Below are 13,599 nucleotides of genomic sequence, written 5' to 3' on the forward strand. Positions count from 1 at the left end.
ATACTTATCCACAGAAATTGTGGGTAAGTTTTAAATCCTTATTACCCACAGTCACACAGCCTTTATTTTAGTGGCTGTTACACCTTTAATTTAAAGCCAATAATCTATACTATTAACTGACTCTATACGCTGTTTGCAGGTTATTAATGTCAAAACAAACATTACAATTACACAGCACGCTGTTGTCAATTCATAGTTTAGAAGTGGATGCAGACATTCCTGTAGCGCTATTAAAATTACCCCTATTTTTTATTTCTAAAACTCACGATGAGCTTTCTATTGTTTGCCCTAGTCATTTTGCTATTGAGTGTTTAGATACAGAGCCTGATTGGCAAGCACTTGAATTGGTTGGCCCGTTGGGGTTTTCTTTAACGGGGATTATGGCCAATATATCTGGCGTGCTTGCAAAGGCTAATATTTCTATTTTTTCCATCTCAACCTACGACACAGATTATATTTTGGTAAAAAAACACACTGCGCAGCAAGCCATCACTGCACTTAAAAACGATGGCTACAATTTGGTAGTAGATCAATAAATGAGAGCAGCCTCTATCGAGTTTTTAGCGCAAAATAAACTCCCCGCCAGCGCATTAAAAATTACCAGCCCCTTTAGCGGCAAAATCATTGATTTGAACCTGCACCCTGAGCCCTTTTTTAAATTTTCTACCCTTGGGCCAACTATGTTGGTTGCATTAAGTAATCACAAAATTTTAGCGCCCTTTGATGGCACTCTACTGCAGGTTAAAAATGCAGGATGTGAATTTATTCTCCAAGCAAATAACGGTTTAAAGGTTCTCATTAACTTGTCACTACCGGCGCAGCAGCCTATTACACACACACATATTGCGCAGCTAAATGGCAGCAAAATAAGCAAAGGGCAGCGCTTAGCTTACTTTGATTTACGCGAACTTAAATCGCCCTTACTGGCCAGCTTAGTGCTATTAAATGGCCATAACTTAGGCACTTTTCATTATTCACACACGCGAGTAAATGCGGGTGTAGACCCCCTTTTAACTATTATTAAGAAGAACTAAACCTATGATCACTCTTTACGGCATTAGTAATTGCGACACCATTAAAAAAGCCAAAAAATACCTCGCCGACAACAACATAGATTTTACCTTTCACGATTACCGAAAAGACGGTGTGAACGAGCAGCTTGTAAGCGAATTTGCTGAGCATATTGACTGGGAGCAATTAGTTAATAAGCGTGGCACAACCTATCGCGCACTCTGTGATGAGCAAAAGCAAAACCTAAGCAAAGACACTGCTATAACATTACTTGTAGAGCAACCAGCTATGATCAAGCGCCCAGTGCTTGTTAATAACAACAGCTACCACTTAGGTTTTAAAGCTGCGCAATACGATGAGATATTTAAATAATGACACATGAAGTAATTGCACTTGCACAAGCGCTTATTCAGCGCGAGTCGGTAACCCCTGAAGATGCGGGTTGCCAATCAATGATGAACAAGCGTTTAAAAGCCCTAGGCTTTAATATTGAGTCGTTATTTTTTACCGATACACTCAATACATGGGCCCGAAAAGGAAATGAGTCGCCACACTTTTGTTTTGCAGGCCATACCGATGTAGTCCCTACAGGACCTGCACAAAACTGGCAGCACCCGCCATTTTCAGGCTTAATTGAAGATGGTTTGCTGCATGGCCGAGGCGCGGCTGATATGAAGGGTTCCCTGGCAGCAATGCTTGTTGCTACTGAGCGCTTTGTGGCTAAAAATCCTGATCATAAAGGCTCTATCTCATTTTTAATTACCTCTGATGAAGAAGGCCCCTTTATCAACGGTACAACCAAAGTAATAGATACGCTTGAAGCACGCGGCGAAAAAATTGATATGTGCTTAGTGGGTGAGCCTTCATCGCGCGATGTACTCGGTGATGTAGTAAAAAATGGCCGTCGTGGCTCCCTTACTGGCTTTTTAAAAGTAAAAGGTGTGCAAGGCCATGTAGCCTACCCCCACTTAGCACAAAACCCAATTCATTTGGCTGCCCCCGCCATTACTGAACTTAGCCAAACAGTGTGGGACAACGGCAATGAATTTTTCCCCGCAACCAGCTTCCAGGTATCAAATATAAATGGTGGCACGGGAGCCGGTAATGTCGTACCAGGCGAGCTTGAGGTGCAATTTAATTTTAGATTTAGTACCGAAGTAACTCATCAGCAACTGCAAGAACGGGTTAATGCTATTTTACAAACGCATGACTTAAACTACGAATTAAGCTGGATAGTAAACGGCTTGCCGTTTATAACCGAGCATGGCCCGTTAGTTGATGCCACCGTAAATGCGATTAAATCTGTCACGGGGTTAACCACTAACCTCGAAACCACCGGGGGTACGTCAGATGGGCGCTTTATAGCGCAAACAGGAGCAAAAGTGATTGAACTAGGCCCGCGTAACGCCACTATTCATAAAGTAGATGAATGTGTAAGCACCGATGATTTAATCGCTTTAGCTGATATTTACGAGCAAATTTTAGAGCAATTGTTAACCTAATGGCATTCGATACCAATACATTAGCAATGTGTATCACTGGACAAAGTGATACACACCTCACTGAGATTCAATCGCATCGGTTACATACTGATATTATTGATGACTTTTTAGCCCTGCAAAATGGCGCTAAAAATGCTGGTTTTGAGTTGACTATTGCCTCAAGTTTTCGCGATTTTAATCGCCAAGCTATGATTTGGAATAACAAATTTTTAGGTATACGCCCTGTTTTTAATAAACAGCAACAGATAGTGGATTTAAGCCAACTAAATGAGCTGGAAAAATGCACGGCTATTATGCTCTACTCTGCCTTGCCAGGGGCTAGTCGGCATCATTTAGGTACCGACCTTGATGTGTATGATACCGCTGCAATTAACGATGACTATAAGCTGCAACTTACCCCTGATGAATACCAACATGGGGGGCCATTTGCGCCACTCAGTCAGTGGCTTGATAAAAATCTAGCTAAATATGGTTTTTATCGCCCCTACAAACAAGATTTAGGCGGCGTAGCACCTGAGCTTTGGCATATTAGCCATATTAAGCAATCTCAGCGGTTAGTAAACACATTGAGCGAAGCGATGCTTTACGAATGTATAAGCAACAGCGATTTAGAGGGTAAGTCAGCCATTTTAGATAATTTACCCGCGCTATATAAACGTTTTATAACAAATGTAAGCCCGCCTTAATAGCGGGCTTACATTCACTTTAAAAGCCATCAGTACTGATAAAACGTGGCAACTTTTATTGGTATTACCGCGCTGTATGCTTATTTAATATAAACACCAATACCGAGCCAAGTATTAGTGAGCTTGCAATAATAAACTCCACTGTTACCTGCTCAGATAAAAACAACATACCAGCAATAGCAGCTAGTACAGGCACACATAACTGTACAACCGCCGCTTGCGTGCTTTTTAGTAGCGGCATGGCCACATACCAAATACTGTAACCAATGCCTGATGCAATGGCGCCCGAGGCGCACGCTAGTAACACCCCTTGCATACTTACTGTTTTTAAATAGCCTATTGCTACAAGTAATAAAACAGGAATAGCCACTAAGCTTCTTATAAAGTTAAACGCGGTGGTCCGCAGCGGCGATACACACGCTTTACCGCGTATACTGTAAACGCCCCATGCAACGCCACTTAACGCCATAAGCGATGCCCCTAACAAAGAAGGCACAGCGGCAGAGGGCAACATTAAATACACAAACCCAGCTAACGCGACAAAAAAAGCCCCCCACTGCAATTTACTTAGCTGCTCTTTTTTATATATGCCCCAACCAATCATGGTAAGTTGCACCGCTGAAAATAAAATAAGCGCACCGGTGCCTGTATCTAGCTCTATATAAGCAATAGAAAAACAAAGTGCATATACCAATAAACTAATACTGCTTCGCCAACTTCCGGTATCACTTAAAATAGCGTCATTAAGCGCCCCCTTACGCTTAAGGTTATACGTGTATACAGCCATAATTAAGCCTAAACACACGGCACCACTTACGAGCCTGATAATTGTAAAATTCCACGCATCAATATAACCTTGCGCTAACGCCATACGGCAAAGTAAAGAATTTGCCGCAAAGGCTATTAATGCAACGAGGGTGTATAAAGTGGCTTTCAAAATCGCTCCTTAACTAAAACCTTATAATGAGATGCTTTAAATTGGCTTGCTCAGCCAGCTCTGTATTTAAACAGCTGAGCCATTTAGCTGTAAAGCGGCATTGTTGTAATTACTCTAACCTTATTCGCAGCATTATAACTTTATATACTGCTAAATTGCTGTAATTAAGCGTCTATCCTCTGGTATTCACAAGCTATTCATGATGATTTGCCTACCTTAAATACACGTAATTTAACTAACGCGCGCTGACCTTAGGGAGAATAATTTTTAAATCCTCACAGGTCTATATGCCCTAAAGTAGGCTACGCTTTTTTACACTATTTCACACAAATCCAAAACCAGAGTATGTTAATCTTTAAAACCTAACTATATAGGAGTGCTCAGTGCGCCAAAGTATAATTTTAAGTGTTTGTTTTATATTAAGTGGATGCAGCACCATAGGCTTTAATGATTTATTTAACGACTATGCAAGCCAAATGACGCCTGTAAGAAACGCAATTCAAAATAACAATATTGAACAGGCTCAATCACTTATTGCCAACAATAGTAAGTTACATAGTAGCTATTTACTTAACCAATTAGAGCAAGCCCGTTTAAAAGACCTTGCTAACGAGCAAAGTCTTTCACAACAACAATTTGAAAACGTATACGCCCAGGTACAAACAAAACGAGAAGCAGCAAAAATTCAATTAAGTGCAGGGCTTGAACAAAGTAATGCCTTATTTACTAACGACTCTGCCATTACCTATGTACCACCGGCATATGAAATGAGCATGCTACATAGCTACAAAGCACTTAATTATGTATACAACAGTGATTTAGAAGGCGCCTTGGTTGAAATACGTCGTGCTAACAAAGTACAAGTCGATGCGCTTGCAGATAATAAAACACAAATAAACGACACAATAGAGCAAGCACAACAGCATTACCCAAGTATGAGTAATGTGACACGCGGTATTAAAAATGGTTTTCAAAATGCCTTTACGTTTTATTTATCTGCGCTGTTGTACCAAAGTGATAAACAATACGATGATGCCTACATTGATTATAAAAAAGCATTAGAGATTCAACCTGACAATCACTACTTACAGCAAGATGTAATGCGATTAGCTAAAAAGCAAGGTTTTAACCAAGATTTAGAAGAGTTTGAGCGCCGCTTTAGCCCATTAAAGCCCCTTCGTGCTAATCACGGTGAAGTGGTTATATTGGTTGAACAAGGCTTAGTGCCTAAACAAGATGAATTTAAATTACGCTTGCCTATTTATACCTCAGGTGGCGATGCGCGTTTTTACAGTTTAGCAATGCCGGTTTATAAAGATAATGCGTTTATAGCTAATATTAATGGCGTAAATATAGGTTCGCAGAATTTAGAGCTCAACCCATTAGTGCATATAGAAGCATTAGCGGCTAAAACATTAGAGCAACAAATACCGGCTCGCGTATCTAGGCAAGTACTACGCTTAGTAGCCAAAGAAAAAGTGCGCGCAGAGCTTGCACGTAGCACAGGTGATGTAGGCAATATCATTGCTAATATTTATAATTTGGCGTCTGAGCAGGCCGATACACGCAGCTGGCTTACTTTACCTAATCAAATAAGCATGGCTCGTAGCAGTTTAAATGCAGGGTCGCATACACTTTTAATAGGCAACCATGCGCCTATTAATTTTACCGTTAGTAAGCAAGGGTTAACCTTAATTTACCTAACCTCTATTAATAACTATTTTAACTACCATGTGGTTCAACTCTAGGAGTCATCATGAAATATACTTTGCCATTAGTGGCTGCATTAATGCTTGGGGCATGTGCAAGCCAACCTGATACATCAGGCATTTCGGTTGAGCAAAGCAAAAATACATTTAACGAGCAGTTACATGTTGATAATCCTGCTCTAGGTGAAAAGCTTGCCATTACCGATGTTAAAACACGCCAAACAAACCAGTTAACCGACGTGGTAGTAACACTAAGCAGCCAATATAAAAAGTCGCAGTATTTGCAGTATCAGTTTAATTGGTACGACAAAGACGGGTTTGTAATTAAAGGAAACCACTCACCTTGGCAAGCCTTAACACTGTTTGGTTTTTCTAAAACACAATTACCCGGCTTAGCGCCAACACCGGATGCGGTTACATTTTCGCTCGCTGTAAGAGAAGTGTCTACCGACGCACAAGAATTCAAAGAATAAGGGTTATAAAGATGATCACTACACAATTTAAAACGTTATCGAGTTATGCAGTTATTGGCCTGAGCGCAATCATTTTAAGCGGTTGTGCCAATAAAGCCGTAGTTAGTTATGGCGACGCGCAAGCAGTAGAAACCACCGATATAAACTTTGGCTCTACCGATTTACAAAAAGTAGCCAGCCAAATGACCGACTCACTACTTAGCTCGCCGGTTATTGGCACAATGACCCAAAACAAACGCCCTGTGGTATTTGTTGAGCGCATTAAAAATAAAACCAGTGAACACATAGACACTGAATCTATTACCGACTCAATCTCTACGCAACTGTTGCGCAGCGGTAAGTTTCGTTTTGTTGACATGACGCGTGTTGAATCAGTACGTGAGCAGCTTAACTTTCAAAACGAAGATGCCCTTGTAAACCCAGCCACCGCAGTTGCCTTTGGTAAACAAATTGGTGCGCAATACATGTTGTACGGCAACTTATCGAGCATTGTTAAATCAAATGCTGATAAATCAGATGTGTATTACAAATTTACAATGCGCTTAATGGATATGCAAAGCGGCCTAGTCGAGTGGGCAGACGAAACTGAAATTCGTAAAACGAAAGAAAAATCGACATTTGGTTGGTAATAGTACCAATTAGCTTAATTAACTTATCTATTTTGAGGCTGGGTAAACGCGTTGATAGCTAGGAAAAATTGCTATTTATTTGTTTTAAATGAGAATTTTTAACACTGGTAGTGACACGTTTAGCCCCAAAATATTTAAGTATTTTTCGCATTGGTATACATTTCCACGCAAAGGCAAAATATCGCCTTTGCGTAACACCAATAGGAGACACCTATGAAAGCCTTAACCATAGCAATGTGTGCATTGCTTACACTCAGTGCACCAAGTTTTGCTAACTATGAGCGAAACAAAGCCGTGCCTGTACAACAGGTTTTATTTGGCGATGTTAAATCTGTACGTAAAATTACCGAACAAGAGCTTGTGCAAGACAAAAACAATGGCTGGAAAACCTTTGGCGGCGCCCTACTCGGGGGTGTTGTCGGTAATCAATTTGGTGGTGGGAGCGGTCGTACCGTCGCCACTATTTTAGGCTCAGTCATTGGCGGAAGCGTGGCGCATAATAATCAGCAAAAAAGCTATTATAAGCAAACACACCTAGTAGAGTTATTGATTCAGGTAGAAAACGGCGATCAATACATGGTGGTACAAGACCAAGACCAGTCAATGCGCTTTAGTAAAGGTGATAACGTACGGTTGGTCTATTTAAGTGATAATACCGTAAGAGTTGACCGCGCGTACTAATAAGCCCTATCAGCATTATCGCGTAAATAAAAAACGAGCTATTTAAGCTCGTTTTTTATTTTACAGCGCATTAGTTGGAATTAACTAAACTTGGCGATAGTCTTTAAAAAAGCGCTGCATTTTAAGCATCGCACTCGATAAATCGTCTTTGTTAGGTAAAAACACTAACCTAAAGTGATCAGGCTCTGGCCAATTAAATGCACGCCCATGCACTAATAATATTTTTTCTGCTTTTAGTAAATCAAACATCATTTTTTCATCATCAGTGACATTAAAATGAGCCGTGTCTACTTTAGCAAAGGCGTAAAGCGCCCCTTTTGGCTTTTTACAGCTTATCCCTTCAATAGCATTAAGCCCACGCCAAGCAATATCGCGCTGAACATATAATCGCCCGCCTGGGTCGATTAAGCTATCTATTGATTGCACACCCCCTAGCGCTTGTTGTATCGCATATTGCGCGGGTACATTGGCACACAAACGCATAGACGATAAAATATCTAGCCCTTTACGTAAATCTTCCATTGATGAGGTGCGCCCGCTTAGTACCATCCAGCCCATTCGAATACCTGCCGCTCGGTAGGTTTTAGCTAAGCCATTAAAGGTAATAATGGGCACATCGTCGCATAGCGCACCAATTGAGGTGTGAGTGATGCCATCGTATAAAATCTTTTCGTAAATTTCATCGCTAAGCAGTAACAGCTTATGCTCGCGCGCCACATTAATTAACTCTAAAAGTAAATCGTCACTATAAACCGCCCCGGTTGGGTTATTAGGGTTAATTAGTACAAGCGCTTTTGTTTTAGACGTAATTTTACTTTTTATATCAGCAATATCCGGAAACCAATCTTGCTCTTCATCACATAAATAATGAACAGGGTTGCCGCCTGCTAATTTAACTGACGCGGTCCACAGTGGGTAATCAGGCGCAGGAATAAGCACTTCATCATCGTTATTTAATAACGCTTGAGTGATCATTTGGATAAGCTCGCTCACCCCATTACCAATATAAATATTATCTACATCTAGGTTATGTAAACCTCGTTGCTGGTAATGCTGATAAACCGCTACACGGGCTGAATATAACCCCTTAGAGTCGCAGTAGCCTTGGGCCGAATACAAATTACGAATAATATCGCGGTGCATGTCCTCTGGCATATCAAAACCAAACGCCGCAGGGTTGCCAATATTAAGCTTTAGTACCTTTTGACCTTCGTCTTCCATTTTTTTGGCTTGCGCTAAAACCGGTCCACGAATGTCATAACATACACCTTCTAATTTGTGACTCTTTTTAATATCTGACATTTTTACCTCTTTGGGGCGAACTGGCTTTATGGAAAAAAATAATTAACTAGGAGTGGGTTTGCTCAATGCGAGGGTTATAACCTAATGGGCTCGGTAAAATTGTGTTACTAGCCCAATGGTGGTCCTTGGGCAATGCGTGATCAAATTTATTATCGAGAGGCCAAACACGCCCTAGTAAAGTCTAAGACTACCCTAGTAAAGGCGTAAAATGCCAGCGTAATTAGTTGCTTAATACTGAAATAAATTCACGTTAACAAATAAAGTTAATTAGACTCTACCCACGCTCTTAATTGGGCCTGCGAACCACTTACTTGCGCCAATAAATCTGTAGATGCCGTAGCAGCTTGCGCTAAGTTATCTTGATTGAGATTAAGCTCAATATCACGGGCTACATCAGATAAACTCGTGGCACCAAACTGAGCCGCGTTCGACTTTAAACTATGGGCATGACGAATCGCCGCTTCTTTATCGTTACCAATGGTTGCAATTACTTCATTACCAAGGCGCTCAAATTCACTGCAGCAAAATTCAAGTGTATCTTTAAACTGCTCACCAAGTAACGACTGCATACTTTCTAAAGCAGCCTCATCTATTTGTACTTCTGTCATATTTTAAGCCCTTCTAAACATTCCGTGTCATTTTATAATTAATAGTATTACTGTATATCTATGCGTAAAAAAATCCAACTTTATTACTTTATAAATGTATAATTATCAAAATACACTCGCAATAAAAAGTTTAATTAATGACTCGCCAAGTTTGTGAACGCTGTTTGTTTACGCCCTCTACCTGTATATGCGGGGCCATTAAACGTTTAAAAAATAAAGTTAGCGTGGTTATTCTACAACACCCCAGTGAAGAAAAAATAGCGAAAAACACGGCAAAATTGCTTAATTTGAGCCTAACTGACTGCAAAACAATCAAAGGAGAAAATAACACCGACTTTGCCATGCTCAACTCTTTACCTTTGGATTCCACTGTACTGCTCTACCCTAATGAGCACGCCACCTACTTAGATGATACAAACCCAAAGCCAGCCTTAAGTAACATTACGCACTTAATCGTGATTGATGGCACCTGGAAAAAAGCCTATAAAATTTTGCAGCTGACCCCGCTACTCACTAAATTTAAAACAGTGAGCTTTAAGCAGTTACCGCAAAACCGTTACGCTATTAGAAAAGCTCCCAGAGCCGACAGTCTCTCTACACTTGAGGCCGTTGCACATAGTTTGTTGTTAATAGAGCAGCTAAACCCTGCCCCGCTTTACAATTTATTAGATGAATTAATACAAAAACAAACCCAACACATGCCCGAACACGTAAAAGCACGCTACTTAAATTAGCCACCATTAAATGTAAATGCGTAATTACCCAAACAGATTAAAACGCGGATTCACTCGTAAAGGGCCAGACTACCGCTTTGACGACCAAGTTGACTTTAGTGATATTAGAGACACCTTTGGCTTTAGATCTATGGTTGTAGGAAAATGGGTGACCAAAGAAGAGCATTTTATTAGTGCAAATTTAATTTACGATGCCCTCGCCGACCTTGCTCAAATATTACATTTACCGCCCAAAGCCATTGGCTTGCGCGGCAAACTAAATTTTTCCTTTGGGCATGGCGGTCAAAAAGGCGTACAAGCGCATTATAACGCAGCTTCACAAACCCTTGCTTTAGCAAAAAACGCCGGCGGTGGCGCATTGGCTCACGAATGGTTTCATGCGTTTGATCATCATATAAGCGAGCATTTATTTAATGCAAAACCTCGGTTTGGTTTTGCCTCAAAATTATGGCTTTCAAATACGCCAAATTTATCGCACCCACTTAATAGTGCGCTAAACGATTTTTACAAAAACGTGTTTTTAGATGAAAGCGGCGCAAACGCCAATAATTACGTACAACGCTGCATTACGTTCGATAAAGCGCACAACATGAATTACATGAGTATGCCTGAGGAGCTTGCAGCACGCTGCTTTGAAGCCTGTATAGATGCTCACAGCACTATTCAAAATAGCTTTTTAGTCAGTGGCTTAAAAAGCAGTAATTTAATTTACCCTGATAATGAGCATATTAATAAAGCAAATAAAGCCCTTAATAAGTATTTTGAACTACTAGGTTATGCACTTCATAAATCTCAATAAGCCACAAACTACCTTGTAAACTTTATTTACGTGAAAAATCTTATATTTAATCTATCCTATCCTAAAGCATTAATAATTTTAAATTAAGTAGCAATTAAATGGTAAATACTGATTTTACAAATAAAAAGCATGGCGCTATCTCTTTTGTTTATATTGTTCCCTTAACTGTAATTGCAGTTTTATCTGTCTGTATTCACTTTATGCTTGATGAAGTAATAGACGCGCAAACCGATACTGGAAAACTCGTAAATGTAAGTGGTCAACAAAGAATGCTTTCGCAACGGGTGAGCATGTTTACTTTAGAGTACTTAATGTATGGCTCGCAGGATTCTAAATTACTGGCCATTAATGCTTTAAACTCTTTAAAAAATAATCATAAATACTTATTAAGTGAGCCTTATGGGGCGCAAGTATTAGGCGATGAAAGCCCGCTATCTAAGGAATTGTTAGCAATGTATTTTAAAGAGCCTATTAATGTCGATAAAAAATTAAGTATGTTTTCGGATAGAGTTGAAGAAGTACTAAAGTTAAAAACACAAACACTTAATTTAGATACAGCGCAAGAAAGTTTTTTTTCTTTGGCAAAAGAGCCGCTTTTAAAAGCGTTTAATACGGTGGTTATGCAGTACGAAAAAGAGAGTGTTGACAGGGTTAAAAGGCTACACACTATTCAAGGCATTGTAATTATAGTTATTTTATTATCTATATTAGTCGAGTTTTTACTCGTTTATAAAGCCAGAAATAAAAAACACATTTAATATCAGTTTACGCAATAATGCACATTGGCATAAATTATTAAGCGTTTAAGCTAGCAAAACAAAGCCATTTAAACGCTTAATAGTTTTATATTGTTATTGGTTATCGTCGCTAATGCGGCTTGCTACCGCACTACTTTGATCTTTATATTTTGCGTCTTTACGAATGTTGTATGGGTTTTCGCAGGGTCCTGAAAGCATTTCAAAGCTCATTGCACCAATTTTCATCATTGGGCGCAGCGCTAGTGGTAACTTACCTGAGTTATAAAATTCTAAAACAATATTACCACTCCAACCTGGGTCGATTCTGTGCGCTGTTACATGCACCATCAAACCTAAGCGGGCAAGTGATGAACGACCATCTAACCAGCCTACTATGTCGGCAGGAAGTGTTACTTTTTCATGCGTAATAGCCAATGCCAGCTCACCTGGGTGTAAAAAGAAAGCTTCGCCGTCGGCAAGCTCAATCTCTTCACTCATGATTGATTCCATAGCCTTATTTAACTGATCTTTAGGGCCACTTAAATCTACGTACGCTGCGTTATGTGCGTTAAAGGTTCTAAATTTGTTCCCTAAACGCAAATCGGCTGTCACACCCGAAATCATTTCATTGGTCGGCGCAGGCTCAATCACTATGCGGCCATCGCTTAAATATTCTTTAATATGGGTATCTGAGAGTCTCATTTTTTCTTAGTCCTGCGTTATCACTATCTCAACACTGTGTTGGTGCTGCTGATAAAAAAGCGTGCTGGCAATCAATCTTGCCGCTGCGCTGTATGTGTTGCTAATAGCCGCGCTGGTATCGCTGGCGATTAATTTACCTTGCTCTGAGTATTCACGAATATCTATGGCAAGTGGAATATGGCTTAACACTGGTACACCGTGTTTATGGGCAAGTTTTTCTGCGCCATCTTTGCCAAATACATGGTTGGCTTCACCGCAGTGGCTACAAATGTAGTGACTCATATTTTCTATAAGCCCAAGCACAGGTACGTTAACTTTATTAAACATTGCAATGCCTTTTTGCGCATCGGCAAGGGCTAAATCTTGTGGCGTAGTCACAATAACAGTGCCGCTGGCAGGCACTTTTTGGCTCATTGTTAGCTGTATATCGCCCGTACCCGGTGGCATATCAACAATTAAGTAATCAAGTTCGCCCCAATCAGTTTCGTTTAATAATTGGTTGAGCGCTCCCGATGCCATTGGGCCTCGCCAGACCGTTGCGTCATCACTTGGCACTAAAAAGCCGATTGATTGCGCTTTAATGCCGTTGGCATCAAATGGCTGTAGTAGTTTGTTATCTTTGGTTTGTGGCTCTGCACCCACAAGCCCTAAAAGCATAGGAATAGATGGCCCATAAATATCAGCATCTAAAATCCCTACTTTTGCGCCTTCGCTTTTAAGCGCCCCAGCTAAATTAACAGCGGTCGTGGATTTTCCTACCCCCCCTTTACCTGAGGCAATCAGCACAATGTGTTTAATGGCTTTAAATTTTGCAGGCTCTTTTATAGTCACCACAGAGTCTATGGTAACCGGTGTATTTATACTTTCACTTACGTGCTGCTCAACTAACGGCATTTCTGATTGAGCCGCAAATGGTAGCGTTATTTTAATGTGTATTGATTTATCGTCATTTTGCGAAATGGTATCAATAAAACTTTCATCAATACCTACGGCAAATGCCGCGCTTCGATACGCCGCTAAGGCAGTAATAATCGGTTGTTTTTGCACCGATTTAGAGGAGAATAGTTTCGACAGTCCAAACATAGCAAT

Annotated in this window: 17 protein-coding genes; 12 read left to right on the forward strand and 5 right to left on the reverse strand. The window is 40.3% G+C overall.

Annotated elements, in window-relative coordinates:
• The first annotated feature begins 146 nt into the window (after positions 1 to 146).
• From PSI06_RS07115 to PSI06_RS07135, 5 genes are read left to right on the forward strand one after another with little or no spacing between them, the layout of a single operon-like run.
• Positions 147 to 536: an ACT domain-containing protein gene (locus tag PSI06_RS07115; RefSeq protein ID WP_273603317.1), complete on the forward strand. Its 390-nt coding sequence runs from the start codon at positions 147 to 149 to the stop codon at positions 534 to 536.
• Positions 537 to 1,034, forward strand: a complete 498-nt coding sequence (locus PSI06_RS07120; RefSeq protein ID WP_273603318.1) for a PTS glucose transporter subunit IIA — start codon at positions 537 to 539, stop codon at positions 1,032 to 1,034.
• A gap of 4 nt (positions 1,035 to 1,038) precedes the next feature.
• Positions 1,039 to 1,383: an ArsC family reductase gene (locus tag PSI06_RS07125; RefSeq protein ID WP_054982397.1), complete on the forward strand. Its 345-nt coding sequence runs from the start codon at positions 1,039 to 1,041 to the stop codon at positions 1,381 to 1,383.
• On the forward strand, positions 1,383 to 2,513 hold the full coding sequence (gene dapE, locus PSI06_RS07130; RefSeq protein ID WP_273603319.1) for a succinyl-diaminopimelate desuccinylase: 1,131 nt from the start codon (positions 1,383 to 1,385) through the stop codon (positions 2,511 to 2,513). Before PSI06_RS07125 ends, dapE begins: the two co-directional genes overlap by 1 nt.
• A complete protein-coding gene (locus tag PSI06_RS07135) occupies positions 2,513 to 3,199 on the forward strand; it encodes a M15 family metallopeptidase (protein ID WP_273603320.1) in 687 nt (228 codons plus the stop codon). Before dapE ends, PSI06_RS07135 begins: the two co-directional genes overlap by 1 nt.
• 64 nt (positions 3,200 to 3,263) lie before the next feature.
• On the opposite strand, the gene PSI06_RS07140 is transcribed toward PSI06_RS07135, so the two are convergent.
• Complete coding sequence (locus PSI06_RS07140) at positions 3,264 to 4,136, reverse strand: DMT family transporter (protein WP_054982394.1); 873 nt, start codon at positions 4,134 to 4,136, stop codon at positions 3,264 to 3,266.
• 383 nt (positions 4,137 to 4,519) lie between these two features.
• Between PSI06_RS07140 and PSI06_RS07145 the strand changes: the two genes are divergently transcribed.
• The 4 genes from PSI06_RS07145 to PSI06_RS07160 all read left to right on the forward strand — a co-directional run bounded on the left by PSI06_RS07145 (position 4,520) and on the right by PSI06_RS07160 (position 7,628).
• On the forward strand, positions 4,520 to 5,884 hold the full coding sequence (locus tag PSI06_RS07145; RefSeq protein ID WP_004587770.1) for a COG3014 family protein: 1,365 nt from the start codon (positions 4,520 to 4,522) through the stop codon (positions 5,882 to 5,884).
• Positions 5,885 to 5,892: 8 nt separating this feature from the next.
• Entirely contained in the window at positions 5,893 to 6,318 is a 426-nt protein-coding gene (locus PSI06_RS07150) for a YcfL family protein (RefSeq protein ID WP_024032667.1), read from the forward strand.
• Positions 6,319 to 6,329: 11 nt separating this feature from the next.
• Complete coding sequence (gene lpoB / locus PSI06_RS07155; RefSeq protein ID WP_096041853.1) at positions 6,330 to 6,947, forward strand: penicillin-binding protein activator LpoB; 618 nt, start codon at positions 6,330 to 6,332, stop codon at positions 6,945 to 6,947.
• Positions 6,948 to 7,160: 213 nt separating this feature from the next.
• A complete protein-coding gene (locus tag PSI06_RS07160) occupies positions 7,161 to 7,628 on the forward strand; it encodes a glycine zipper 2TM domain-containing protein (RefSeq protein ID WP_004587767.1) in 468 nt (155 codons plus the stop codon).
• A gap of 84 nt (positions 7,629 to 7,712) precedes the next feature.
• Here PSI06_RS07160 and PSI06_RS07165 read toward each other — a convergent pair whose 3' ends face one another.
• Both PSI06_RS07165 and PSI06_RS07170 read right to left on the reverse strand, forming a co-directional pair.
• The gene (locus PSI06_RS07165; protein ID WP_273603322.1) at positions 7,713 to 8,930 is read right to left on the reverse strand and encodes a pyridoxal phosphate-dependent aminotransferase; all 1,218 of its coding nucleotides are present in this window, start codon (positions 8,928 to 8,930) and stop codon (positions 7,713 to 7,715) included.
• Positions 8,931 to 9,193: 263 nt separating this feature from the next.
• Entirely contained in the window at positions 9,194 to 9,538 is a 345-nt protein-coding gene (locus PSI06_RS07170) for an Hpt domain-containing protein (protein WP_138685158.1), read from the reverse strand.
• A gap of 137 nt (positions 9,539 to 9,675) precedes the next feature.
• Here PSI06_RS07170 and PSI06_RS07175 point away from each other — a divergent pair, with 137 nt between their 5' ends.
• From PSI06_RS07175 to PSI06_RS07185, 3 genes are all read left to right on the forward strand, one after another.
• Positions 9,676 to 10,272: a tRNA-uridine aminocarboxypropyltransferase gene (locus tag PSI06_RS07175; RefSeq protein ID WP_273603323.1), complete on the forward strand. Its 597-nt coding sequence runs from the start codon at positions 9,676 to 9,678 to the stop codon at positions 10,270 to 10,272.
• Positions 10,273 to 10,288: 16 nt separating this feature from the next.
• Positions 10,289 to 11,071 carry a CLCA_X family protein gene (locus PSI06_RS07180; RefSeq protein ID WP_273603325.1) on the forward strand — a complete coding sequence of 261 codons (783 nt, stop codon included), beginning with the start codon at positions 10,289 to 10,291 and terminating at the stop codon, positions 11,069 to 11,071.
• A 98-nt stretch (positions 11,072 to 11,169) separates the two neighbouring features.
• Positions 11,170 to 11,829 (forward strand): type IV pili methyl-accepting chemotaxis transducer N-terminal domain-containing protein, encoded by a 660-nt coding sequence (locus PSI06_RS07185; protein ID WP_273603327.1) that lies wholly within the window; start codon positions 11,170 to 11,172, stop codon positions 11,827 to 11,829.
• A gap of 93 nt (positions 11,830 to 11,922) precedes the next feature.
• Here PSI06_RS07185 and dcd read toward each other — a convergent pair whose 3' ends face one another.
• Together dcd and apbC are read right to left on the reverse strand one after the other, a co-directional pair.
• Entirely contained in the window at positions 11,923 to 12,510 is a 588-nt protein-coding gene (gene dcd, locus PSI06_RS07190) for a dCTP deaminase (RefSeq protein WP_273603329.1), read from the reverse strand.
• A gap of 6 nt (positions 12,511 to 12,516) precedes the next feature.
• Positions 12,517 to 13,593, reverse strand: a complete 1,077-nt coding sequence (gene apbC / locus PSI06_RS07195) for an iron-sulfur cluster carrier protein ApbC (protein ID WP_029772068.1) — start codon at positions 13,591 to 13,593, stop codon at positions 12,517 to 12,519.
• Between the last annotated feature and the right edge of the window lie 6 nt (positions 13,594 to 13,599).

This window comes from Pseudoalteromonas sp. GABNS16E (genome assembly GCF_028598715.1).
Taxonomy (GTDB): Bacteria; Pseudomonadota; Gammaproteobacteria; order Enterobacterales; family Alteromonadaceae; genus Pseudoalteromonas; species Pseudoalteromonas atlantica.